Below are 23,294 nucleotides of genomic sequence, written 5' to 3'. Positions count from 1 at the left end.
TGATAATTTTAAATTTATACAAATGTTAGGAGGTAGCGGTTTTGATAAAAGTAGGAGTTCTTGGTTATGGTGTTGTTGGTACAGGTATAGTAGAACTTATAGATAGGAACAAAGAAAATAATAATTTAAGAGGAGTTATTATAACATCTATATTAGTCAGAAATAAGGAAAAGCATTTAAATAAAAAATATTTTGATCTAATAACAGAAAACGCAAATGATGTTTTTAATGAAAATAATAATATAATAATAGAATTAATTGGTGGTATTAATCCAGCCTATGAATATATAAAAAGAGCTTTAAAGTCAGGAGTAAATGTTATAACTGCAAATAAAGAATTAATAGCAGAACGTGGAGATGAGTTGTTTAAATTAGCAAAGCAAAATGGAGTATCGTTAAAATTTGAAGCTTCTGTAGCGGGGGGAATCCCTATTATAAAACCGATGGTAGAAATGCTACAAGGAAATAAAATAGAAAGTATTACTGGAATACTTAATGGTACTACAAATTTTATATTAACTAAAATGTATGAGGACGGATTAGACTATAATAGTGTATTACAAAAAGCTAAAGAACTTGGTTTTGCAGAATCTAATCCTGATGCAGATGTTTTAGGATATGATGCATCAAGAAAACTTTCAATACTGATGACATTAGGATTTAATAATAGAGTTGTATGTAAGGATATAAAGATAAAAGGTATAACAGATATTACAACAAAGCATATAGCATATGCTAAAAATAAGGGGTTTAAGATAAAATTAATAGCTAAAGGATATAGAGAAAAAGATTCTGTATATGCAGCTGTGCAACCTATGCTGATAGATAATGATTCTATGCTATACAATGTTAATAATGAGGTTAATGCAGTAGTAGTTAATGGTGATGCAGTAGGGGAACTAGCATTTATAGGTAAAGGTGCTGGAATGTTACCAACAGCATCAGCAGTTTATGGAGATTTGCTGGATATATTAAATGATAGGAATACTATAATTAATAGTTTTAATTCAGAAGTTGCTAGAGTCAACAATCTAGTAGATAATGAGTTAAAAGCAATTTTAATAATAAAGAGTGAAAGATATGAAAATGTCTTGAATGAGGTAAAAAAAGAATTTTTATATACTGAAATTATAGAAGAAAATGAGGAAGAGTTAGCTTTGTTAATAAAAGCGTGTAATGAAGAACAGATAGACAATTTAGTTAAATATTTAGAAGTTAAAGATAGTAACATTGATGTAGTAAAATATTTAACAGCTTAAAGTTAAAGATAATAATTCAGTAGACCTGAGTTATTATCTTTTTATGCATTGGGTTAAATTCTTTAATGTTTAAAACATGTATTATATTGTTTAGAAAAAAATTAAAATTATCTATATAAAATTAGACTAAAATGTGAAAAATGATAAGGTAAATGTGAAATAGTTATAGTTATGTTTTGAAAATATATAGAATAAAGTAAAAATGTGATACAATGAATTTGATATTAATTTGATATAATAATATAATTAAAATTAATATAATGTTAAATAAGGGGGGCTAAAAGGTGAAATTTAATGAATTTAAGTATGAAAGACCAAATTATGAAGAATTAAAAGCTAAGCTAAATAGTTTAATCAAGGAGTTTGAAGAGTCAAATGAAATTGAGGAGGCAGATTCTAACTTAAAGAGGATAAATGAGGTAAGAAATCATATAGTAACATTAAAGAATATAGCATATATAAGGCATACTATAGATACTACAAATGAATTTTATGATAAAGAGAAAGAGTTTTGGGATATACATGAACCTTTATTTGAAGAACTTAGTTCAAAATTTTATAGAGCTATCACTTTGTCTAAATTTAGAAAAGAATTAGAAGTTAGATATGGAAAGCAATATTTTAATATAGCTGAGTTTTCATTAAAAAGTTTTTCACCAGAGGTTATAGAAGAATTGCAGTTAGAAAATAAGTTAAGTTCTGAATATGTTAAACTTATAGCAACAGCTAAGATAATGTTTGAAGGTGAGGAGAGAAACTTATCAGGGTTGATTCCATTTACTTTATCATCAGATAGAAATATAAGGAAAGCTGCGAACGAAGCAAAGTATAAATTTTTTGTAGATAATGAATCTGAAATAGATAGAATTTATGATGAACTTGTTAAAGTGAGGACTACAATAGCTAAGAAATTAGGATATGAGAATTTTGTAGAGCTTGGTTATATAAGAATGATGAGAAGTGATTATAATCCAGAGATGGTATCTAAGTTTAGAAATCAGGTTGAAGAGTATATTGTACCTGTAGCTACAAAATTGTATAATCGTCAGAAAGCAAGATTAGGTCTAGAGAGTTTAAGTTATTATGATGAAAAATTTGAATATTTAACAGGTAATGCTGTGCCAAAAGGAAGTCCAGAATGGATTGTAGATAATGGAATTAAGATGTATTCAGAGTTATCCAAAGAAACTAATGAATTCTTTAAGTTTATGGTGGAAAATGAATTAATGGACTTAGTAAATAAAAAAGGTAAAGCAGGTGGTGGATACTGTGAGTATATACCAGATTATAAATCACCCTATATATTTTCAAATTTTAATGGAACAGCTGGGGATGTAGATGTACTAACACATGAGGCTGGACACGCATTTCAATGTTATCAATCCAGATGGATAGAAATGAATGAATGTAGTTTTCCAACATCTGAAAGTGCTGAAATACATTCTATGAGTATGGAGTTTTTTACATGGCCATGGATGAATTTGTTCTTTAAAGAGGATGAAGCTAAATATAAATTCTCACATTTAGGAGATGCAATAAAGTTTATACCTTATGGAGTTTCTGTGGATGAATTTCAGCACTTTGTGTATGAAAATCCAGAAGCTACACCAAAAGAAAGAAAGGATGCCTGGAGAAGAATAGAAAAGAAATATTTGCCACATAAGAATTATTCCGAATGTGATTTTCTTGAAAGAGGGGGATGGTGGTTCCAACAAATGCATATATTTGAAATAGCATTCTACTATATAGATTATACTTTAGCTCAAATTTGTGCATTACAATTTTGGAAGAAGGCTAATGAAAATAGAGAACAGGCTTGGGATGATTATTTAAGACTTTGCATAGCAGGAGGAACAAAATCTTTCTTGGAATTAGTGAAAGTTGCAAATCTTAAATCTCCTTTTGAAGATGGATGTATAAGCTCAATTATAGGAGATATAGATAATTGGTTAGAAGCTGTTGATGATAAAAAACTTTAGAATAATTAGAAGAATATAAGAGAAATGAGATAGCAAATGCTATCTCATTTTAATCTTATTATTTTTCTTTATTTTCAATTTCTTTTACTATTCTATCTACAAATGTATCAAGAGCTATAGCGCCTTCTTCTCCATTTTTTCTGCTTCTTACAGATACTTCATTGTTTTCAGCTTCTTTTTCACCAACTACAACGATGTATGGAGCTCTTTCAAGTCTAGCTTCTCTTATTTTGTAACCTATTTTTTCAGCTCTATAATCAGTTTCAACTGATACACCTTTGTTCTTTAAGGCTTTTGATACTTTTTCAGCATAATCATTATATTTATCAGAGATTGGAAGTATTTTAACTTGTAATGGTGAAATCCATAGTGGGAAAGCACCAGCATATTTTTCAATAAGCATTGCTATAGTTCTTTCGTAACAACCGATTGATGATCTGTGAATAACAAATGGTATCTTCTTTTCACCATTTTTATCAATATAAGACATTCCTAATCTTCCAGCTAAAGCAAAGTCGATTTGGACTGTGAATAAAGTATCTTCTTTACCATGAACATTTCTAAATTGAATATCAAGTTTTGGACCATAGAAGGCTGCTTCGCCCTCAGCTTCAACATAGTTAATGTTTAAGTGGTCTAAGATAGTTCTCATAGTATTTTGAGTAGATTCCCAAGCTTCTGGATCATTTATATACTTTTCAGTATTATTTGGATCCCATTTAGAGAATCTGTAAGAAATATCTTTATCTATTCCAAGTGTACTCATAACATAATCTATTAAATCAATTACGCCTTTAAATTCATCTTCTATTTGTTCAGGAGTACAAACTATATGACCTTCAGCTAAAGTAAATTGTCTTACTCTGATTAGACCGTGCATTTCTCCAGAAGATTCTTTTCTAAATAAAGTAGAAGTTTCATTATATCTTATAGGAAGATCTCTATAGCTGTGTTGTTCAGCATTATATACAGTGAATTGGAATGGGCAAGTCATAGGTCTTAAAGCCATAACTTCAGCATCTTTTTCTTCATCACCTAAAACGAACATACCATCTTTATAGTGGTCCCAGTGTCCAGACGCTTTAAATAAGTCATTCTTAGCCATAAAAGGAGTTTTAGTTAATACATAACCTCTTTTAGCTTCTTCATCTTCAATCCATCTTTGAAGAGTTTGGAATATTTTTGCGCCTTTAGGCATTAATAATGGAAGTCCTTGACCTACTTTTTCATCTGTTGTAAATATTCCAAGTTCTCTACCTAATTTATTATGATCTCTCTTTTTAGCTTCTTCTAAGGCTTCGATATGAGCATCTAAATCAGCTTTCTTTGTAAATGCAGTACCATATATTCTAGAAAGCATCTTATTCTTTTCATCACCTTTCCAGTAAGCACCAGCACTTCTTAAAAGTTTAATAGCTTTAATTGACTTAACGGATAAAAGGTGTGGACCTGCACAAAGATCTACGAAGTCACCTATTTTGTAGAATGATATTACTTCATCTTCACCTAAGTCGTTTATAAGTTCTACCTTATAAGGTTCATTTTCCATAAGTTTTAATGCTTCAGCTCTAGGAAGCTCAAATTTTTCTATTTGAGGATTTTCTTTTATTATTTTTCTCATTTCATCCTCTAATTTTTCAAGGTCAGTAGAAGTAAATGCAACTTCCTTATCAAAATCATAGTAGAAACCATTTGCTATAGAAGGTCCTATAGCAAGTTTAGCTTCAGGGAATAATCTTTTAACAGCATAAGCTAATATATGAGATGTTGTGTGTCTAAAAGCATCTTTACCTTCTTGTGAATCAAAAGTACAAATGCTAAGTTCTACGTCTTCAGAAATTATAGTTCTTAAATCACAAACCTTTCCGTTAACTATACCACAGCAGGCATTTCTAGCTAATCCTTCACTGATACCTTTTGCTATATCTAAAACAGAGATACCAGCTTCAAATTCTTTAACTGAACCATCTTTTAAAGTTATTTTTATCATAATAAAACTTCCTTTCATTAATACTATTTTTATTGATATTTTGTGTAAAAATTTAAAATAAAAACTCTCGTCTCTTTTCAAATTTGAAAAGGGACGAGAGTATAAATCCCGTGGTTCCACCCAAGTTCACTTATATAATATAAGTCTTAAATAATCGTAACGTGATTAATACGGACTTTATTAGAGTCACTCAGAGGTGGTTTTCAGCTTTATATAATTTAAACTACTCACACCAAATGTAGTTCTCTCTGAAAATTCAACAAAAGCATACTCTTCTCTTCATAGTTTTAATTTAATTAATAATTCAAATGTAAACTTTATATTATATTTAATTATAATTACATTAGTTTTTAAAGTCAATAAGTAATAATAAATAGTTAGAAAATAAAAGAATTTATAATAATTTATAAATTTTGGTGTATAATTAGATTAAGAAAACTCTTATTTGCTTAATTATTTCAGGTGAAGTGGATTAATTTTCTTATTCCGTCGCTATGCTCCAAGTCGTGGAAAATTAAACCAATTCACTATTACGAACGTTAAAAAAGCTTTTAAAAGTTTAACTTATAAAATAAATTTATAAGTTAAACTTTTTAATTTAAAATTCATATTTATTTATAGTCTTAGGAGTAAGTTTGAGATACAAAATTAAAATTTAGGTTCTCACTTAAAGGAGGTGAATAGGAAATGGATCATATTTATATGTTGGTTTTAGCTTTAATTATATTAGCAGTAGCTTACAATTATTACAGTGAAAGAAAATTTTATATAGGGAGAGGTAATGAAGATATACTAAATTATCTAAAATCTCTAGAACATTGCAATAATATATCAATTATAAAAACAAGAGTAATAAAAGATAAGAAGCTTGTTATGTTTAAAAAAGAGAATTTGCTTGGAATAGTTGTTTTAGGTAAGTGCAGAGACGAAAGATATAAAGTAGAAAAGATTAAATATAGTAATGGATCTATGGCATTAGAGTGTTATAAAAATAAGAAGAATAAATATATTGTGGTTTATGGATTTAATGGAAGTAATAAAATTCATAATATAGGGTTTAATATATCGGAGAATTTACAAAGGCTTAATTTATATGATGAAGAATATTTTTTCAAGGTATGGCCTATGGATAAAGAAGAAAAAGAGTATGATATGCTAAGTTTAAAGGCATATGATAGTAAGAATTATGATATAACAGATAAATTGGAACCAATAAAGTCAAATACATCAGAGGAAAATCATATGATATTTTCAAATTAGTTCTGAAAGCATAAAAGGGATAAGCTAAGCTTACCCCTTTTATAATTCTCATAGATTTGGTGTTCTAAGTGATTTTGTAGAATTTTGGGTGACTCAGAACTTATTGATGAATCAAGAAAAGTCTACAAGAGTACTTTCTATGTTATCTTAATCTCCAAATTATCGTATTGGTATGAAGCCCTTCAATATTTATAGTTTCAACATTTAGGAATTCAATTCCAAGCTCATTTTGATGGACACTTAAGAAACCGTTTAAGCCTATACCAGTTGAGTTCGGAGTGTATGGCGAACCAGTTATTTTTTCTATTATTTTAATTGTTGATATTTGAGAATGATCCTTATTAAGTTCAATTATAGCTTTTTTCACCTCTTCTAATAATGCATCATCTAAGTTTTTCAAAATTACCATCCCCTCTAATTTTACCTATAATACACCATATAGTAATTTATTAAATAAATAATTAACTTATGACTAATAAAAGAAGAAAAATAATAAAATAAATAATGTAAAAGTATTGCTTTTTAAGATAAAATATGTATAATAGAATATGTAAGATGTGCAGGTGTGGCGGAATTGGCAGACGCACTAGACTTAGGATCTAGCGCTTTACGGCGTGGGGGTTCGACTCCCTTCATCTGCACCAATTAAATTAGAAAAAATATGCGGAAGTGACTCAATGGTAGAGTGTCACCTTGCCAAGGTGAAAGTTGCGGGTTCGAATCCCGTCTTCCGCTCCAAAAAAAGAACAGTTTATAAACTGTTCTTTTTTTATTTGTTAATAATTTTAAAAATTCTGTAACAAATTTATAAAGAATATAATATATTATTATATGGATAGCTTATTTTAACCTGAAAAAGAAATTAATCAATAATTTACATATAGCAAAAAATGACATATCAAATTGTAACATGTATCAAAATGTAATATAATCTAATTAGAGGATAATAATTAAATTAATGGTGGGGATGTGATTTATATGCACTCAATCTATAATTCATTAAATTATTGGGAAAAAAAGTTTAGAGCTAATAAGACTATAAAGGCTAAAATATTTAATGATGAGGAATTAACCCATAAAACAGTATATCTTCATTATGTAGTATTTAACAGAAAGTCAGGTATAGAAAGTGTGTGGATGCCATTGCCTAATGTCACAAGCTTATTAGGGTTTATTCAATATTGTTTTTTACCAGAGGCTTTCTATAAATGGTTTGAGGGAAAAGATAGTGTGGTGAAAAAAATTCCAGACCTATCAGTAGATACTATAGTATCTCTAGCTGCATCAAGTGGCAAAGTGGATAAAGATGAAATTCAGCAAATGAAAAAGCAAGTAGCAGAAATAAAGGCTATGTGGAAATTGCCATCTAAAGATCTTATGCGAAAAATTAAAGTTTTTGCTAAAGAGTTTAATAGAAAATGGATAGGCAATAATAGTGAATTTCTTTATTTAAACGTATACAAAAATTCTGAGGAACTAGGAAACTTTGTTGTGAATACTAATATACAAACAGATTTTTCAAAATCATTTGAAGAAAAGATAGGTTTGTCAGAAAGTGAATGGTTAGATTTGTGTAAGAATCCTTTGAAAGATAAATCTACACAAGAAAAGTTTAAGAATATATTATACAAGCATTTAAGTGATGTAGTTTAATAAATACTAAAGCTCTAAATAGAAATATTTAGAGCTTTATATATTAAAAAATATAGAGAAAAATACACAATTATATTTATAAAATAAGTGGAATCAGATATTCAATTTGTTTTTCATAAGCAGGAAAAATTATGTTGACAAAATAATTTTATGTATATATAATATGTTTTGTTAGTAAATGCGTTTTTAGCTCAGCTGGATAGAGCAACGCCCTTCTAAGGCGTGGGCCGGGGGTTCGAATCCCTTAAAACGCACCAGACATGGTGAATGTAGTTCAGTTGGTAGAGCGCCAGATTGTGGTTCTGGTTGTCGTGGGTTCGAGTCCCATCATTCACCCCATATAGGGATATCGCCAAGCGGTAAGGCAACGGACTTTGACTCCGTTATTCGTAGGTTCAAATCCTGCTATCCCTGCCAGAAAAGTGTGAAGTAGTTCACACTTTTTTTTATATGAAATTAGCAATAACTATAAGCTAGCTAATTGCTTATAAATTTAATCTTGTAACTATTTTAAAAATCCATATAAATATTTACATTAAATAAACAATGTGGTAATATGTAAATAGATTTGATGCTGGGGTATCGCCAAATGGTAAGGCAACGGACTCTGACTCCGTCATCTGTAGGTTCGAATCCTACTACCTCAGCCAATTTTTAAAAAGTTTAATTTACTGTTGACAAATTTAGGAGTAGATTATATAATAATAAATGTGTTAAGTGACACGAAACAAATGTGCGGGTGTAGCTCAATGGTAGAGCCCTAGCCTTCCAAGCTAGTTACGTGGGTTCGATTCCCATCACCCGCTCCATATATGCACTATTAGCTCAGTTGGTAGAGCACCTGACTCTTAATCAGGGTGTCCAGGGTTCGAACCCCTGATAGTGTACCAAAGACTGTGAATTAGTCACAGTCTTTTTTTTATACAAATTTATAAAATTAGTTATGAGTATAAATGAGAAGCCATCAATGCTCAAGAGATTACTAATATTTATATTTATAGTTATAAACACAGGTTTATTAATACTTTATGACAAAATTAAAATATATTAATTAAGTAAATATTTTATCGAAAACTACGAAAATAAAATAAATACTAATATAGTGGGGCGTTTTATATGAAGTTTGATATTAAATATAAATTTAAAAATGCATTAATAATAATAATAAATACGCTATTCTGTTGTTTTTTATATTTAATGATAAAAGATTATTTCGATAAGGTAATTACTGGCATAGTAATAATGATAGTAAATGCGATGTTATCAATTTTATTGACTATAAATGTTATAAATAAAGCAGCTATTAATGCAGAGAAACTAAAAGAAGAAGCAAAAGATGTAGAAAAGTATATAACCGAAAATAAAAATTTAGAAGAGCATGATAGATTGAAAAATGAATTTTTATCATTAGTATCCCATGAACTTAGAACCCCTTTAACAGCAATTCTTGGATTTACAAAAATAATAAAAAAGAGGATGAGTAGAACAATAATTCCATTCATAAATGATATTGCTGAAACATATGAAATAGATGATGAAAATATAAAAAAAGTTAATAGGAATAATAAAAAAATATTAGAGAATATAAATATAATGATTTCAGAAGGTGATAGATTAACAGTGATGATAAACAATCTACTTGATATAACCAAGTTAGAGGCTGGAACCTTAGATTGGAATTTTAGCATTATAGATATAAAAAATATTATAAATAAAAGTATTTTAGCCACATATTCTTTGATTGAAGAAAAAGAAATTGAAATTTTAGATGATATAGAAGGTGATATTCCCAATATTATAGCTGATGGGGATAAGATATTACAGGTATTAATAAATATAATTTCAAATGCAATTAAATTTACCGATGAAGGTACAATAACTATTTCTGCAAAACAAACTAAAAATCAAAAAATTATCATAAGTGTTAGTGATACGGGCCTAGGGATAGAGGAGCAGTATTACAAAACAATATTTGATAGGTTTAAACAAATTGATAATGCAATAAATAAATCTAAGGGAACAGGACTAGGATTGTGGATATGTAAAAGTATAATTGAAAAACACAATGGCGAAATTTGGGTAGAAAGTGAATTTGGAAAAGGAAGTATTTTTAGTTTTACTATACCAATGAAAAATGATATTGAGGGGGATTTTATATGAAAAAAATTGTTATAGTAGATGATGAGATATATATAAGAGCCTTGATTAAGGAAACTTTAGAAGACTTAGAGGAGGTAATAATATTTACTGCAGATGATGGGGAAAAGGGGATACAACTAATAGAAGAAAAAAAGCCAGATTTAGTTTTATTAGATCTAGTTTTGCCTATTTATAATGGTTATGAGGTTTTAAATCATATAACTGAAAATGATTTAGATAAAGATATGAAAGTTTTTTTATTAACAGCCAAAGGGCAGGATAAGGATAGAGTTACTGGACTTAAGTTAGGTGCGGACTATTATGTTACTAAACCTTTTGATCCAGAGTTCTTATTGCAAAAGGTTTGTGAAGTTCTGAATTTGAATCTGAATTAGAATATTTATTAAATTAACTTTTTTTATAATATGAATTAATAAAAGGCCTACTCGATTTAAGAGAGGCCTTTTAAGTTACGTTAATAGACAAATACTTTGAGCTGAAATGCCCAAACCTGAGCCTGTAAAGCCAAGCCCTTCTTCAGTAGTTGCCTTTACATTGATTTTGTCTATAGAAATATTTAATGCTAGTGCAATGTTTTTCCTCATAGTATCTATATAAGGAGCCATTTTAGGTCTTTGAGCAATTATAGTAGCATCTATATTTTCAATAGAGTACTTATTTTCACAAAGAAGCTCTGAAACCTTATTTAATAATTTGATACTAGAAATTCCTTTGTATTGTTCATCTGTATCAGGAAAATGCTTTCCTATATCACCAAGGGCTGCAGCTCCTAATAGAGAGTCCATAATTGCATGAAGCAATACGTCTGCATCAGAATGTCCTAAAAGTCCTTTTTCATAAGGTATAGTAACACCACCTAGAATTAAAGGTCTGTTCTCAATTAATTTATGAACATCATATCCTGATCCGATTCTCATTTTAATCATCTCCTATGTTATAATCTTTATAAAATATATTAACATATAAGAATAATTAAAACAAAGTAAACGTTTGCTGCAGCTATAATATTTTTCTTGTGGAATTTAAATTAGTATTAGATTTATTAGACGATTTAAAGAAAGTGCCTATTTTGTAGAAAATATTTTTTATAAAATAAAATCTAGTTTTAGTTGATTTTTTTCTATTTGTAAAATCTACATAGATAATTTTATTATCCATAAAAAACACCCCATATCTTAAATGTTTTATACTACTATTATATCACTAAATATATAAAAAATTAACATATTTACAAAAATAATTTAAAAGGTTTGATATTAATATTCATTAAAAGTTTTTTTATTAATATTTTTTTAAAAGTAATAAAAAATATATAATTTTAATAGAGATATAAAGTAATTTTAATATAGAAATTATAAAATAGTATATGTTATAATAAGTCATATGTTATAAAAAAGAATAAATTATATTTTTGATTATTTTAAGTAATATGCTTAAAATCACAGTTTTCAATTGGAGGAAAAAATCCATGAAAAATAAAATTATAAATATTATTGGAATAGTTTTAATAATAGCAGGTATTATTCTTATTGGTATTACAGGCTATAGAAAGTATGAAACATATCAAAAACAAAAGGCGCTAAAAGAACAATTTGAAAAATCTATGAAGGATTTAGGTGATAATAATAAAAATAAAAAGGAAGATGAAGCATCACCAGATGGTAGACCAGTAGGTCAAGATATAAAAACTATAGCTATGCTTGTAGTGCCTAAGTTAGATTTAAATGTTGCAGTTGCTGAAAGTGTTGATATGGATGTTTTAAAGTATGCAATAGGACATTTTCCTAATACTGCAAAACCTGGACAACCAGGGAACTTTGCATTAGCAGGTCATAGAAATTTTACTTATGCAGAATTTTTTAAGAATTTAGATAAATTAGAAAAGGGCGATGATCTAATAATAAGAACGAAAGAACAGGAGTATAAATATAAGGTCACTGAAAAATTTATAGTTGATCCTGATAAAGTTGAAGTTTTAGATGAAACAAAAGATGCTACAATAACTTTAGTAACCTGTACAGAAGGAGCAAAACAAAGGTTAATAGTTAAAGGAAAATTAGAAAAATAGACTTAGGGAGACCAGAGTCTATTTTTTTAAATATTTAATTATGTGATAAGAATAGGAGAAAACTTTTATATGAGTGAAATAATTTTTGAAAGAGATAAATACATATTTAAAAGTTCAAATAAACTTAAAGTAGTGAAGAATAATGATATTAATGGAAGAGATATATTTTTTTTTGCTAAGGAACTTAAGTTATATAAAGTAAGTTTAGAATCTTTAGTTAATAGTAGTATTACAGATGATATGAAAAATTTAAGTTTAAATATAGCATATTATTTATCAAAAGATAATTCGCTTTTTGAGAAATTCAGTAAAAAAAGAGAATTACCCTTTAATGAGTTAAGTAAGAGTATCAAAATTAGTAAACTTCAACTAGAAAGAATGAATGATTATATAATTGCTTATTCGTTAATAATAGGAAATGAGAATTTCAAGAGTATTAATGAATATGTTAATATAGGCATAAAAGAAGATAATAATGAATCTGATATTAATATAGAAAAAGACATATATAGTGGAATAGTTTTAAAAAATAATAAAAAAAATAATATTATTTTAACAGCTAATGGTGATTTCATAAGTATAAATAGAACAGAGAAAGATAGTTTAGGCCGTGAAATAGTTGGAAAGGAAAAGAAGGGATTAAAGCGTTATAAAGGGAAAATAATATTATTATTAGTTATATTAAGTATGTTGATTGGCGTAATGATTTATAGATATACAAAGTCAGAATCTATAATAAGAATACAAGCAACTTCTGGTATAAAAATAGAGGTAAATTGTTTTAATAAAATAATAAATGTAACGTCTGAAACTGAAAAGGGAAAGATGCTTGCAAATAGCATAAATGTAAAAGGTGAAGATACTAGTGAGGGAATAATAGAAGCCATAAAGTATATAACAGAAAATAAAATGTTTTTAGATAGTGGAACTGGAATGAATATAATAATAATAGGTTCACCTATAAAAGATTCTGATTTGCAAAAGGCTAAGGAATATATAAGATATGAGGAATTAAAGATCAATATCAATAATTCCGGTGAGCTTGTTGATATAAAACCCCTTACTAAAGAGGAAAAGGAAGCGAAAAAGCAAAAGGAAAAAATAATAAAAGCTAAAGAAAAAGAGAAAAAGGAACAAGAAGATAAGATAATAACTATTGAGAAGCAAAAAAAATAGAGGTTAAGAAGCAAAGGTGCACTAATAATGGAAAGTAAAAAGAATGGTAACAAAAAAGTAAAAACTACAAATGTTAAACAAGAACGTATAATAGTACATGAAGATAAAGGAAGTACTACAAGACTAAATAAGTATATAAGTGAATCTGGTTTTTGTTCAAGAAGGGAAGCAGACAAATTAATAGATGAAGGTAGAGTTACTATAGATGGTTCTAGGGCTGTAACTGGAACTAAAGTTTCAATTGGGCAAGTAGTTAAAGTGGACGGGAAAACTATAAATAGGGTAGACGAATTAGTATATATAGCACTTAATAAACCAGTAGGAATAACATGTACCACTGAAGCTAAAATAAAGGAAAATATAGTTGACTTTATAGGACATGAAAAGAGGATTTTTCCAATAGGAAGACTTGATAAAGATTCGCAAGGACTTATTTTTTTAACTAATGATGGAGATATAGTAAATAAGATATTAAGAGCCGGTAATAATCATGAGAAAGAGTATATAGTTACAGTAGATAAACTTATAACAGAAGAATTTTTAAAAGGTATGGCAAGTGGAGTTCCTATATTGGATACAGTAACTAATAAATGCTTCATTAAAAGAGAAGGTAAGAAGGTTTTTAGAATTATATTAACACAAGGTTTAAATAGACAGATTAGACGAATGTGTGAGTATTTTGGATATAATGTAACTAAACTTGAAAGAATAAGGATAATGAATGTAAAGTTAGGTAACTTAAAAATAGGTAATTGGAGAAACCTAACTAAAGAAGAGCTTAAAGAAATAAATAAATTAATAGCTAAATCCGTAAAAATAGCTAAATAAAAAAAGACCTAATAGGTCTTTTTTTATTTAGCTATTTTAAGTTGACTTATAGGATTTTCGGTAACTTGGAGCCTTAAGGCATGACAGGAAAGTTATTTAAGTAGATTTTTTTATTTGTGTGTTTTGCTAATTTTTGATATAAATTGAGATAGAGTATAATTACCACCTATATATAAGCGGTCTATATTATAGGCATTATCATGCTTATCTGCAAGCCCTCCAGCTAAATTAAATCCTAGTTTATAACCAGCTTTTTCGGCAGCTATTCTTGTATTTGGATTATATTTTCCAAATGGGTATGCTATATAAGAAACAGTTTTTTTTGTTATTTTTTCTAGAGCTTCTTTAGAATTAAGCATAGTTTCATATTGTTTATCCAAGTTTAAAGTTGATAGATTGTCATGCTTTTGAGTATGACTTTCTATATCTATACCATAGTCAGACATTTCTTTAATTTGCTCTTTTGTAAGGTAAAGATTATCTTCTATACTATCAGATATAACATAAATAGTTGCTTTGAAGTTAAATTTCTTTAATATTGGAAATGCATTTGTATAATTATCTTTATACCCATCATCAAAAGTTAATACAACTGATTTTTCGGGAACTTCTTTTTCTTCTTTCAAAAATCCATAAAGTTCATCCATAGTTATAGGAGTATAATTATTTTCTTTTAAATAATTTAATTGTTCTTCAAATTTTTTAGGCGATAAAAGAAGATCGTTATTAGTAGACTCTGAGATTGCATGATAACAAATGACTGGAATACCAATATCTTTATTAGTAAGGGTTAAGCCTTCAAAACGGTTTTCAGATATGGCGATAGAAGGTTTATCCTCTTTAGAACTTATAGTATTTGTAGGATCATTAGTTTTTGTTGCTTTAATATTTTTTTCATGGATCATGACTATCACTATAGAAACTACCAAAAAAGTACATATAAATATTAAAGCAGAAGTTGAGTTTTTTTTCATTATATCAAACCTTTCTAAAATTATTAACTAACAACATATTTGTATTATTTGACTACATTTATAATATTATACCATAGTAGTATTGATAAATAAAAAAATAAATATATATGTTGTAATATGATTTCCAAAAATTAAATTTAATATTATATTTATTTTGTGTTTAACAAGTGTATTAATATAAATGTAGGTTTCAAATTGAAATATATATATTTAGTTTAGAATAATACGTATAATTATACTTAAATTAACAAAATACTAAAATTTTTTAAGTATGAAACTATATTTTATTTTTAAAGTTTAAATAAAAAAAATAAAACAAAGAAAAAAATACATAAAATGTAAATTATACACATTATCCACATAGGCTTGTGGATAACTTTTTAATTTATAGGAAAAATCGAGATTACTATAGTTAAAAAGTTAATAATATTAAGATTTTAGAGTGTTAAAGACAGAAATAAATGAATAATTGATGGTATATTAGGGGAATAATAAACAAAAAGAATGTTTTATGTGAGGGAAGAGAAAATATGAGAAAACGAAAGGTTATATTACTTATTGTTTGCATTATTTTATTAATATCAACTAATGGTTTTGCTATAGATGATAAAAGTATTGATGTTAGAGTTACAGTAACTTCAAAGGAAATAAAAGAAGATTTAACCTATATACATCAAGATGTAACATATCCAGTAGTAAATATAAATAAGTATAAAGAAGCTCAGGAGAAAATCAATAAAAAAATAGGTGGAGATATTGAATCCTGGAGGGTTGATCTAAATAAATCAGCAAAACAATATGAAAATGATTATAAAGATATACAAGGGGAATTAATACCTTTTGAAATTGTAAGTAAATATAAAGTAGCTCTAAATAAAGATAATATATTAAGTATACCTGTAGATTATTATCAATATACCGGTGGTGCGCATGGATTAACTATAAGAAATGGATATAATTTTGCAGTAAATACAGGAACTTTATTAAGTTTAGGAGATTTATTTAAAGATAACTATAATTATATAAAGATAATAAATAATAACATTAAAAATCAGATAGCTAAAAATCCAGAAGAGTATTTTGATAATGGGGCCGTGTTTAAAACTATAAAGGTAAATCAAGATTTCTATTTAACAGAGGATGCCTTAATAATTTATTTTCAACTTTATGAAATAGCTCCATATGTAGGTGGTATAAGGGAATTCAAAATACCATATTCAGAAATAAAAGAGGGTTTAAAATATCCTATAACTTAAAATAGTTATATATTTATCATGACTAATATAGTAGAATATATTTATTAAATTTGGTATATGAATGGAGAAAATTTAAGAACCAAAAAATAAAATGGTTATAAAACGGCGGATTATTTAATAATTTATCGTTGGGGGAAAAGTAATGAAATTAAAGAATTATAATGAATATATATTACTTTTTAAATTAGTGGCTATTATTTTATGTATATATTTTTACATAAATGACATTGCACTTAAGGCTGATATAGGAAAGCTTAAAAATAGTATGTATATATTATCTGTATTAGTATATATATCATTGAATTTAGGTATAGCTATAGTAAGTGACATGAAAGCTAAAAGAAATATAATTAGCGGAACATTAATATTTATAGTGATAGTATCTTTATTTGTAGAACCAGAGTTGGCAATATTGATGTCCTTAAATATTTATGATTTTATATTTATAAATAAAAATAAATATTTAAGGATGTTCATGTTAACAATATTATCTTTATATATAGTTCCATATATATATTGGCCAATTTATATAGTTATTTCAATTTGGGCATTTTTATTATATTATATTGTAGAGAATTATGTAAAAGGAATGGACAAACTCTTAAGCGAGAATGATGATTTAAGAGAGTTAAATTTTAAAATTGAGAAAAAATTATTAGAAAGAAATAATTATGAAAAGCAGATAGCATATACCTCACAGTTAGAAGAACGAAATAAGATAGCGCAGCAAATGCATGATAAATTAGGTCATACCTTAGCTGGTGGAATATTTCAATTAGAAGCAGTAAAACTTATTATGAATAGTATGATGAAAACTAATAATGAGGTTGAAAATGAAAAATTTAAACAAGGAAAAACAATGCTGAGTTCTACTATAAATTTACTTAGAGTTGGTATGGATGATATAAGAATGACTTTAAGAGAAATAAGACCTGAAAAAGAAGTTTTAGGTATAAATAGAATAAGATTGATACTAGAACAAGGGGTTAATGGGACTGGCTTTAATTCTAATTTAGTATTTAATGGAGATTTAGAGGTTATAGAATATAATCAATGGCTGATTATAGGGGACTGTCTTAGAGAATTTATAACTAATTCTATAAAATATTCATCAGGGAAAAATATAAATGTAAGCATATATATACTTAATAAGCTCATAAAGGTTGAAATAAGAGATGATGGAAAAGGGTTTATTAATTTGAAGAAAGGTATGGGGATAACAGGGATAGAACAACGGGTTATTGAGGCTAATGGTAAGGTAATAATAGATGGAAGTAATGGATTTTCATTAAGAATACTATTTCCAATATATATAAAGGGGGAAAAACAGTGATTAAACTTTTAATTTGTGATGATGATATGTTAATAAGAGAAAGCCTTAAAATAATACTTGGTATGGATGAAGAGATAGAGGTAGTTGGAACTTGTGAAAATGGAAGTGTTGCTTCAAAATTCATAGTAGAGAATAAAGTTGATGTAGCACTTTTAGATGTTAGAATGCCAGTTATGAATGGAGTTGAAGCTACTAAAAACATAGTTAATAAAAGTGAGACGAAAGTAATTATACTTACAACTTTTGATGAAGATGATTTTATAAAAGATGCTATAAGATATGGTGCTAAAGGCTATATACTTAAAAACACACCTCCTGATAAAATAATAGATACCATAAAAATGGTTCATAAAGGACATAGTGTTATCCAAGATGTAGTATTAGAAAAATTAAAAAATAATATGGATGATAGTTGTGAAAAAATAAATAAAGATAATTTTACAGAAAGAGAAATTGAAATTATAGAATCAATAGCTGAAGGATTATCAAATAAAGAAATAAGCTCTAAGTTATTTATTTCTGAAGGAACAGTAAAGAACTACATATCTAATATATTAAATAAGACTGGGTTAAGTCATAGAACTCAAATAGCTATTTCATATATAAAAGGCAACTTCAAGTAAAATAGCAAAAGAAGTATAAGTAAAATATTATTTATAAGAGTTATTTAGAATATATATAAATCCACAAAGTTTTAGATGAACTTTGTGGATTTCTTTTATCTTTTTTTAGGTTCTGCCCCATTTGCCCTGAAGCCAGGACCATCTGAGACAACCCTACCTATTTTTGTTATTTTTCCAGTTATACAACCTCTACAATGAGATGGCGTATCGCCAGTGCAGATTTTTCCTGGATATAAAGCATAAAGTTTTCTATATTCACCTTCAGTAACATTAGGCATAACTACATTAGCACCACATTGAAGGGCTATAACTCTACCATTTTTATCTAGTGTTTCCATGGCTGTAGTAGCAGGGATATTTATATCAGGTAAAAGTAGTCTAGTAAGTGCCATAACCTTTAAAGATAAAGTGAAATTTCCACCCTCAGCATCGCTAAGTGGTGTATCTTCATTAGGAATAAAAGGTCCTATTCCTATCATATCAGCATCTAAATTCTTAAAGAAAAGAATATCATCTGCTAAAGATTCAATAGTTTGGTTTGGAAGACCCACAAGGCTACCACTGCCAACCTCATAGCCTAGTTTTCTTAAGTCACTTAAACAACGTTTTCTTTCATCATGACTCATGCCTGGATCAAGTTCTTCGTAAAGATCCTTATCTGTAGTTTCTATTCTAAGTAAGAATCTATCAGCGCCAGTTTCTTTTAGTATTTTATATTCTTCGAAACTTCTTTCGCCGATACTTAAAGTAAGAGCAACACCTAAAGCCTTGATTTCTTTGACTATTTTAGTTAATCTTTCTACTGTAAAGTAAGCATCTTCACCACCTTGAAGCACTAAAGTTTTATAACCATAACTTACAGCTTTCTTTGCAAAATCTAAGATTTCATCTTCTGATAATCTATATCTCTTAAGATTTTTATTGTCACGTCTAAGGCCACAATACATACAATTCCTTTGGCAAATGTTTGTAAATTCTATAAGACCTCTTAAATGAACAAAATTTCCTAAATATTTATCCCTGACTTCATCAGCAGCCTTAAATAACTCTTCATTTATATCATTGTTTTTTAGAAGTAAAACTAATTCTTCCTTAGTTAAACTGTGGGTAGTTTTGGCTTTTTCAATTAAATTTAGCATAATTAGAATCCTCCTACGGGGAAATGTTATTATTTAATAATTATATAATGAAAAGTGAATAAGGGAAAGAAATAATATATTCTAAATTTTATACGTATCCTAAATTCTACTTTTTTCAGCATAGGATTGTAGCTTTTTTACAAGTGATTTATTATAAATCAGTACATTTATTAATTTATTAGTTAAAAGAAACACTTCAATAATTATTAGCAAAAAATAGTGTGACTAAATTATTCACCAAGTAACAACATTATACATAAAATGGAATATAAACAATTCATGGAGTTGAAGGCATCTTGCTTTATGCACTTATTTTAGCAGGAGGGAAAGGAACAAGACTGTACCCATTATCAAGATCAAGTCAGCCTAAACAATTCTTAAAAGTAGTAAATAAGAAAAGCTTCTTGGTTAATACAGTTGAAAGGGTCACTCCGGTAATACCCAAAGAAAATATTTATGTAGTGACTAATAATGATTACCAAGAGAAGATAAGAGCAGAGTTATTAGATATAAGGGGCGAGAATATATTTACTGAACCTGCTAATAAAGAAACTGCTTTATAGTCAACAATGGTCATTTGTAGAACGGAATAGTTTAATGAGAAAAACAGTAAGTATGTTTAATGATAGTTGGCTTATTCTAAAAGAAGAGTATGTGAGGCAGTTTGTTTATATAATTATATAAAGTGGAGTATTGGAGAAGTGAGTTTTTCTTTCAATAAACTTTTGAAATTTGAACAAGTTGATATCTTGTTAGCTTTGATGTAAAATATAGGTAATAATTAAAAGTATAAAGTTATAGTAATAGATGATTCACCTTGGATTCTAATTGTAACCATTTAATTGGTAGATTAGATGATTAAGAGAACATCTATGATAAGAAGTTATTTTCAAGAAAACTATAATAACTGATATTAGAGAAAGATATTTTACCTACATCAGTTATTATAAGAAAAAAATAATTTTTATAAAGGTGATTGTATGAGTTTAGAACATGAATTTTTTCTTATTCCTAAAGATTTAAAGTTAGAAGATTGCTTTGACTGGTATTCAGAAAATAGATATACCTGGAAAGATAAAGTAGGTATTGATGATTCATTAATTAGGTATATCAATGATACATTAAAATGGATCCCTTCTTTAAAACAGGGAAAAACTAGTGAATTCTATGGCTTAGATTATTATGGAGAAACTATAATAAACTATTCAGGAGCTAAAAAATTATATCAGGTTATACTAGCGTGGATTGATATATTTTCAGCTGCACCAAGTAAATTTAAATTAGCTAGTGAGCTAATATGGGTAGAAGAAAATGAAACAGATGGATATTGGAAACGGGAGTATGTTGAGTATGATAGGGAATTAGTAGTTGAGAATTTTAAGAAGATTTCTCAATTCGCTGAGGTTACTCAGCAGGGTAATAATTTTATACTTCATATTGGAATTTAGGATATATATTATGAGTTTAAATTAGGTTTTATAGTGTATAATAAAATTTTGTTATCATAAATATGTAACATTATATGACGACTATACAAAGTACATAATGGAGGGGTATATGAGTAGATGCTTTTATCATTATTGAAGTATTAATTCGGTTAAATCATTTTCTGTTTTCTTGAGTATTATTAATTTATCAGAAATGTCTTTGTTAGAGTTATCATCTAAATATAAATTTACATATTTAGTTTGAGATTTTATATTTTCCTTAAGCTCATCTTTAGTAGTATTTAATTTAGAATTAATATTTCGAGTGCAAATTTTTATATAATTATTAAGTCTAAATTCATCTAATAGATCATTTCTAAGAAAATTATTTAATCGCTTAATAAGCTTATTATAACTAATCTTGACATCTGAGCAGTTAGTACATATATATGAGGTATTTGCTTTATGTAATAAGCTAGAACAGTTACCACAAAAAACTTTTCCTTTAAATAAATCTTTTTGTATAGTTTTTAAGTTATCATTAATCTTTTTTTCAGTAACACTTAAATACTTACAGATTGCCTCAAACCAAAGGTTTTCGTCTATAATAGCATCTACGTTTTTACAGTTAATAAAATTATTAAAAGTAAACTCTAGTGGTTCATTAATAGCTGTATCTATTAAATAACCATTTATAAACTTAAAAGCTGGTTTAAAAAACATTTTTCCACAGTAAATAGGGTGTAAAATTAAATTTGTAATCTTTTCTGTGGAAAGATTACAAATGTTTTCATCCAATAGTTTAGTTCTAAGTTGAGAAAAATCTAAAATGTCATCTTTATCAACATAGATTTGAAAAATATTTTTTATCATATCTACATAAGTATTATCTGGGTAAAAATAAGAACGTTCTTTATTTTCAATAAAAATCTTTTCTTTTATAAATCCAAATGGAGCTAAGCGGGCCTCATAATAGCCACTTTCTCTTTTGATTTTTCTACCATTAGCTGTTCTTATAGCAATGTTATTAGGTTCAAGTTCACTAACAGCCATTAATATGTTATCTATAAATGAAGATAGAGGAGAATCATCAGCGACCATTGTATCTGCTGTATAGTGAAGTTTAACACCATATTTTTTAAATTTACTTTTTAGTATTAAGAAGTCTTTAGATGTTCGAGCAAGTCTGTCTCTTCTATATAGTATTAGATTTTTGAATTTGCCAGACTTTGCATCTTGAAGTAATTTCTCAAGTTCTGTACGGTTATGTATATCATTTTTCACAGCAGACAAAACCTCAGAGTATTCTTTAAAAATTAATAAATTATGTTCATAAGCATATTTCTTAGCTAGACTTAATTGTGTTTCTATAGAACAACCTTCACTATTAAGATTAGATTTTCTAGCATATATAGCTGTGTAGTTATTCGCTTGTGTTGCCATTTTCAACATCAACTCTTCTGGCTCTGGAATTTTTATTATCATCTAAAGACCCCTTATTAAAAATATTATCTAATAAAAGGTTTATTACAAATTGGTTAAATTTATTACTTCTAAGACCTTCTTCGTTTAACATAAATTCTATATCATTATCTATCATGAAAAGACACCTCCTATAAAATAGAGTATCCATTAATAAATTGAATATTCATTTTGTTAAATAAAAAATGACTAAGATTTTTCTTAGCCATTTTTAGAATTAGATTTAATTAATTCATATAAATTATTTATTGTTTCGTAAAGTAAAATTAAATTTTCATTACTTGAGCTGCCAGCACACAGTAAATAGAATAGAGAATTATATTGTTCTAGGTGTTTTAAATATATTTCATATAGCTTTTCATCAGTAAGTTTAATAGGGATAGATGTATTATGCTTTGAAAAGTTTATTACAAAGTCTGTTTTAGGGAAAATCACGTCTAAGGGAATAGCAAGTTCCTTTACCAATTTGTTTAATACATCTAAATGGAAAGTATCAACCTTAGCATTTTCTATATTATTTAAAGTACCATCAGATATTTGTAACAAAGTACTCAATTCTTTAGTTGAAAGTTTTCTTGCTTTACGTCTTTCATTAACAACTTCACCTAGCTTTTTATTTATATTAGAAATACCAATCACCTCCATATAGCTTGATTATTGACTCTAATAAAATTAAATATTCAACTT

23 protein-coding genes, 8 tRNA genes and 1 other annotated feature are annotated in these 23,294 nt (G+C 27.4%); of the genes, 22 read left to right on the top strand and 9 right to left on the bottom strand.

The window, feature by feature from the left end:
- The first annotated feature begins 41 nt into the window (after positions 1 to 41).
- A complete protein-coding gene (locus tag BUB01_RS12210) occupies positions 42 to 1,259 on the top strand; it encodes a homoserine dehydrogenase (RefSeq protein WP_242958401.1) in 1,218 nt (405 codons plus the stop codon).
- 284 nt (positions 1,260 to 1,543) lie between these two features.
- Positions 1,544 to 3,238: a M3 family oligoendopeptidase gene (locus BUB01_RS12205; RefSeq protein ID WP_072987970.1), complete on the top strand. Its 1,695-nt coding sequence runs from the start codon at positions 1,544 to 1,546 to the stop codon at positions 3,236 to 3,238.
- Between the two features lie 58 nt (positions 3,239 to 3,296).
- On the opposite strand, the gene thrS is transcribed toward BUB01_RS12205, so the two are convergent.
- Positions 3,297 to 5,228, bottom strand: a complete 1,932-nt coding sequence (gene thrS, locus BUB01_RS12200) for a threonine--tRNA ligase (RefSeq protein WP_072987967.1) — start codon at positions 5,226 to 5,228, stop codon at positions 3,297 to 3,299.
- Between the two features lie 86 nt (positions 5,229 to 5,314).
- Positions 5,315 to 5,520, bottom strand: a binding site (T-box leader).
- Between the two features lie 395 nt (positions 5,521 to 5,915).
- On the opposite strand from thrS, the gene BUB01_RS12195 reads away from it, so the two are divergent.
- A complete protein-coding gene (locus tag BUB01_RS12195; RefSeq protein ID WP_072987964.1) occupies positions 5,916 to 6,488 on the top strand; it encodes a hypothetical protein in 573 nt (190 codons plus the stop codon).
- Between the two features lie 142 nt (positions 6,489 to 6,630).
- Here BUB01_RS12195 and BUB01_RS12190 read toward each other — a convergent pair whose 3' ends face one another.
- On the bottom strand, positions 6,631 to 6,888 hold the full coding sequence (locus BUB01_RS12190) for a hypothetical protein (RefSeq protein WP_072987961.1): 258 nt from the start codon (positions 6,886 to 6,888) through the stop codon (positions 6,631 to 6,633).
- A 159-nt stretch (positions 6,889 to 7,047) separates the two neighbouring features.
- Here BUB01_RS12190 and BUB01_RS12185 point away from each other — a divergent pair.
- The 11 genes from BUB01_RS12185 to BUB01_RS12135 all read left to right on the top strand — a co-directional run bounded on the left by BUB01_RS12185 (position 7,048) and on the right by BUB01_RS12135 (position 10,675).
- A tRNA-Leu gene (locus tag BUB01_RS12185) sits at positions 7,048 to 7,132 on the top strand.
- A gap of 19 nt (positions 7,133 to 7,151) precedes the next feature.
- Positions 7,152 to 7,226: transfer RNA gene (locus BUB01_RS12180), tRNA-Gly, on the top strand.
- A 240-nt stretch (positions 7,227 to 7,466) separates the two neighbouring features.
- On the top strand, positions 7,467 to 8,141 hold the full coding sequence (locus BUB01_RS12175; RefSeq protein WP_072987958.1) for a hypothetical protein: 675 nt from the start codon (positions 7,467 to 7,469) through the stop codon (positions 8,139 to 8,141).
- A 180-nt stretch (positions 8,142 to 8,321) separates the two neighbouring features.
- Positions 8,322 to 8,398: transfer RNA gene (locus BUB01_RS12170), tRNA-Arg, on the top strand.
- A 6-nt stretch (positions 8,399 to 8,404) separates the two neighbouring features.
- Positions 8,405 to 8,480, top strand: a tRNA-His gene (locus BUB01_RS12165).
- 3 nt (positions 8,481 to 8,483) lie between these two features.
- Positions 8,484 to 8,558, top strand: a tRNA-Gln gene (locus BUB01_RS12160).
- Positions 8,559 to 8,716: 158 nt separating this feature from the next.
- A tRNA-Gln gene (locus BUB01_RS12155) sits at positions 8,717 to 8,791 on the top strand.
- Positions 8,792 to 8,876: 85 nt separating this feature from the next.
- Positions 8,877 to 8,950 (top strand) — tRNA-Gly (locus BUB01_RS12150).
- Between the two features lie 5 nt (positions 8,951 to 8,955).
- Positions 8,956 to 9,031 (top strand) — tRNA-Lys (locus BUB01_RS12145).
- A gap of 226 nt (positions 9,032 to 9,257) precedes the next feature.
- Complete coding sequence (locus BUB01_RS12140; RefSeq protein WP_072987955.1) at positions 9,258 to 10,301, top strand: sensor histidine kinase; 1,044 nt, start codon at positions 9,258 to 9,260, stop codon at positions 10,299 to 10,301.
- Positions 10,298 to 10,675, top strand: coding sequence for a response regulator transcription factor (locus BUB01_RS12135; RefSeq protein ID WP_072987953.1), 378 nt, complete (start codon positions 10,298 to 10,300; stop codon positions 10,673 to 10,675). The genes BUB01_RS12140 and BUB01_RS12135 overlap by 4 nt, the downstream gene beginning before the upstream one ends.
- Positions 10,676 to 10,750: 75 nt before the next feature.
- On the opposite strand, the gene ispF is transcribed toward BUB01_RS12135, so the two are convergent.
- Complete coding sequence (ispF, locus tag BUB01_RS12130) at positions 10,751 to 11,218, bottom strand: 2-C-methyl-D-erythritol 2,4-cyclodiphosphate synthase (protein WP_072987949.1); 468 nt, start codon at positions 11,216 to 11,218, stop codon at positions 10,751 to 10,753.
- An 82-nt stretch (positions 11,219 to 11,300) separates the two neighbouring features.
- A complete protein-coding gene (locus tag BUB01_RS23230) occupies positions 11,301 to 11,459 on the bottom strand; it encodes a hypothetical protein (protein WP_159433244.1) in 159 nt (52 codons plus the stop codon).
- Between the two features lie 310 nt (positions 11,460 to 11,769).
- On the opposite strand from BUB01_RS23230, the gene BUB01_RS12125 reads away from it, so the two are divergent.
- The 3 genes from BUB01_RS12125 to rluF all read left to right on the top strand — a co-directional run bounded on the left by BUB01_RS12125 (position 11,770) and on the right by rluF (position 14,373).
- Complete coding sequence (locus tag BUB01_RS12125; RefSeq protein ID WP_072987946.1) at positions 11,770 to 12,369, top strand: class D sortase; 600 nt, start codon at positions 11,770 to 11,772, stop codon at positions 12,367 to 12,369.
- A 69-nt stretch (positions 12,370 to 12,438) separates the two neighbouring features.
- Entirely contained in the window at positions 12,439 to 13,545 is a 1,107-nt protein-coding gene (locus BUB01_RS12120; RefSeq protein ID WP_072987943.1) for an anti-sigma factor domain-containing protein, read from the top strand.
- A gap of 27 nt (positions 13,546 to 13,572) precedes the next feature.
- Entirely contained in the window at positions 13,573 to 14,373 is an 801-nt protein-coding gene (gene rluF / locus BUB01_RS12115; protein ID WP_072987940.1) for a 23S rRNA pseudouridine(2604) synthase RluF, read from the top strand.
- A 110-nt stretch (positions 14,374 to 14,483) separates the two neighbouring features.
- Here the strand turns inward: rluF and BUB01_RS12110 are convergent, their stop codons facing one another.
- Positions 14,484 to 15,347 (bottom strand): polysaccharide deacetylase family protein, encoded by an 864-nt coding sequence (locus BUB01_RS12110; RefSeq protein WP_072987938.1) that lies wholly within the window; start codon positions 15,345 to 15,347, stop codon positions 14,484 to 14,486.
- A 530-nt stretch (positions 15,348 to 15,877) separates the two neighbouring features.
- Here BUB01_RS12110 and BUB01_RS12105 point away from each other — a divergent pair.
- The 3 genes from BUB01_RS12105 to BUB01_RS12095 all read left to right on the top strand — a co-directional run bounded on the left by BUB01_RS12105 (position 15,878) and on the right by BUB01_RS12095 (position 18,559).
- Positions 15,878 to 16,603, top strand: coding sequence for a DUF3298 and DUF4163 domain-containing protein (locus BUB01_RS12105; RefSeq protein ID WP_072987935.1), 726 nt, complete (start codon positions 15,878 to 15,880; stop codon positions 16,601 to 16,603).
- Between the two features lie 142 nt (positions 16,604 to 16,745).
- The gene (locus BUB01_RS12100) at positions 16,746 to 17,936 is read left to right on the top strand and encodes a sensor histidine kinase (protein WP_072987933.1); all 1,191 of its coding nucleotides are present in this window, start codon (positions 16,746 to 16,748) and stop codon (positions 17,934 to 17,936) included.
- Complete coding sequence (locus tag BUB01_RS12095) at positions 17,933 to 18,559, top strand: response regulator transcription factor (RefSeq protein ID WP_072987930.1); 627 nt, start codon at positions 17,933 to 17,935, stop codon at positions 18,557 to 18,559. Before BUB01_RS12100 ends, BUB01_RS12095 begins: the two co-directional genes overlap by 4 nt.
- A gap of 95 nt (positions 18,560 to 18,654) precedes the next feature.
- Here BUB01_RS12095 and hydE read toward each other — a convergent pair whose 3' ends face one another.
- The gene (gene hydE, locus BUB01_RS12090; protein WP_072987928.1) at positions 18,655 to 19,698 is read right to left on the bottom strand and encodes a [FeFe] hydrogenase H-cluster radical SAM maturase HydE; all 1,044 of its coding nucleotides are present in this window, start codon (positions 19,696 to 19,698) and stop codon (positions 18,655 to 18,657) included.
- A gap of 296 nt (positions 19,699 to 19,994) precedes the next feature.
- Between hydE and BUB01_RS12085 the strand changes: the two genes are divergently transcribed.
- Together BUB01_RS12085 and BUB01_RS12080 are read left to right on the top strand one after the other, a co-directional pair.
- Positions 19,995 to 20,261 (top strand): sugar phosphate nucleotidyltransferase, encoded by a 267-nt coding sequence (locus tag BUB01_RS12085; RefSeq protein ID WP_072987925.1) that lies wholly within the window; start codon positions 19,995 to 19,997, stop codon positions 20,259 to 20,261.
- Positions 20,262 to 20,678: 417 nt separating this feature from the next.
- Positions 20,679 to 21,146 (top strand): hypothetical protein, encoded by a 468-nt coding sequence (locus BUB01_RS12080; RefSeq protein WP_072987922.1) that lies wholly within the window; start codon positions 20,679 to 20,681, stop codon positions 21,144 to 21,146.
- Between the two features lie 129 nt (positions 21,147 to 21,275).
- On the opposite strand, the gene BUB01_RS12075 is transcribed toward BUB01_RS12080, so the two are convergent.
- From BUB01_RS12075 to BUB01_RS12070, 3 genes are all read right to left on the bottom strand, one after another.
- Positions 21,276 to 22,610: a recombinase family protein gene (locus BUB01_RS12075; RefSeq protein ID WP_084108717.1), complete on the bottom strand. Its 1,335-nt coding sequence runs from the start codon at positions 22,608 to 22,610 to the stop codon at positions 21,276 to 21,278.
- Positions 22,549 to 22,725: a hypothetical protein gene (locus tag BUB01_RS23225; protein ID WP_159433243.1), complete on the bottom strand. Its 177-nt coding sequence runs from the start codon at positions 22,723 to 22,725 to the stop codon at positions 22,549 to 22,551. The genes BUB01_RS12075 and BUB01_RS23225 overlap by 62 nt, the downstream gene beginning before the upstream one ends.
- An 83-nt stretch (positions 22,726 to 22,808) precedes the next feature.
- The gene (locus tag BUB01_RS12070) at positions 22,809 to 23,252 is read right to left on the bottom strand and encodes a helix-turn-helix domain-containing protein (RefSeq protein WP_072987916.1); all 444 of its coding nucleotides are present in this window, start codon (positions 23,250 to 23,252) and stop codon (positions 22,809 to 22,811) included.
- Positions 23,253 to 23,294 lie beyond the last annotated feature (42 nt).

It is taken from the genome of Clostridium cavendishii DSM 21758, from assembly GCF_900141845.1.
Taxonomy (GTDB): Bacteria; Bacillota; Clostridia; order Clostridiales; family Clostridiaceae; genus Clostridium_AG; species Clostridium_AG cavendishii.
The sequence above is the reverse complement of the archived record's forward strand: the minus strand, read 5'-3'. Positions and strand labels throughout refer to the sequence as shown.

Coding starts and splice junctions, on each gene's coding strand:
- thrS (WP_072987967.1), bottom strand. CDS start 5,228: ATGATAAAAATAACTTTAAAAGATGGTTCAGTTAAAGAATTTGAAGCT.
- BUB01_RS12195 (WP_072987964.1), top strand. CDS start 5,916: ATGGATCATATTTATATGTTGGTTTTAGCTTTAATTATATTAGCAGTA.
- BUB01_RS12175 (WP_072987958.1), top strand. CDS start 7,467: ATGCACTCAATCTATAATTCATTAAATTATTGGGAAAAAAAGTTTAGA.
- BUB01_RS12140 (WP_072987955.1), top strand. CDS start 9,258: ATGAAGTTTGATATTAAATATAAATTTAAAAATGCATTAATAATAATA.
- BUB01_RS12135 (WP_072987953.1), top strand. CDS start 10,298: ATGAAAAAAATTGTTATAGTAGATGATGAGATATATATAAGAGCCTTG.
- ispF (WP_072987949.1), bottom strand. CDS start 11,218: ATGAGAATCGGATCAGGATATGATGTTCATAAATTAATTGAGAACAGA.
- BUB01_RS23230 (WP_159433244.1), bottom strand. CDS start 11,459: ATGGATAATAAAATTATCTATGTAGATTTTACAAATAGAAAAAAATCA.
- BUB01_RS12125 (WP_072987946.1), top strand. CDS start 11,770: ATGAAAAATAAAATTATAAATATTATTGGAATAGTTTTAATAATAGCA.
- BUB01_RS12120 (WP_072987943.1), top strand. CDS start 12,439: ATGAGTGAAATAATTTTTGAAAGAGATAAATACATATTTAAAAGTTCA.
- rluF (WP_072987940.1), top strand. CDS start 13,573: ATGGAAAGTAAAAAGAATGGTAACAAAAAAGTAAAAACTACAAATGTT.
- BUB01_RS12110 (WP_072987938.1), bottom strand. CDS start 15,347: ATGAAAAAAAACTCAACTTCTGCTTTAATATTTATATGTACTTTTTTG.
- BUB01_RS12105 (WP_072987935.1), top strand. CDS start 15,878: ATGAGAAAACGAAAGGTTATATTACTTATTGTTTGCATTATTTTATTA.
- BUB01_RS12100 (WP_072987933.1), top strand. CDS start 16,746: ATGAAATTAAAGAATTATAATGAATATATATTACTTTTTAAATTAGTG.
- hydE (WP_072987928.1), bottom strand. CDS start 19,698: ATGCTAAATTTAATTGAAAAAGCCAAAACTACCCACAGTTTAACTAAG.
- BUB01_RS12080 (WP_072987922.1), top strand. CDS start 20,679: ATGAGTTTAGAACATGAATTTTTTCTTATTCCTAAAGATTTAAAGTTA.
- BUB01_RS12075 (WP_084108717.1), bottom strand. CDS start 22,610: ATGATAATAAAAATTCCAGAGCCAGAAGAGTTGATGTTGAAAATGGCA.
- BUB01_RS23225 (WP_159433243.1), bottom strand. CDS start 22,725: ATGATAGATAATGATATAGAATTTATGTTAAACGAAGAAGGTCTTAGA.
- BUB01_RS12070 (WP_072987916.1), bottom strand. CDS start 23,252: ATGGAGGTGATTGGTATTTCTAATATAAATAAAAAGCTAGGTGAAGTT.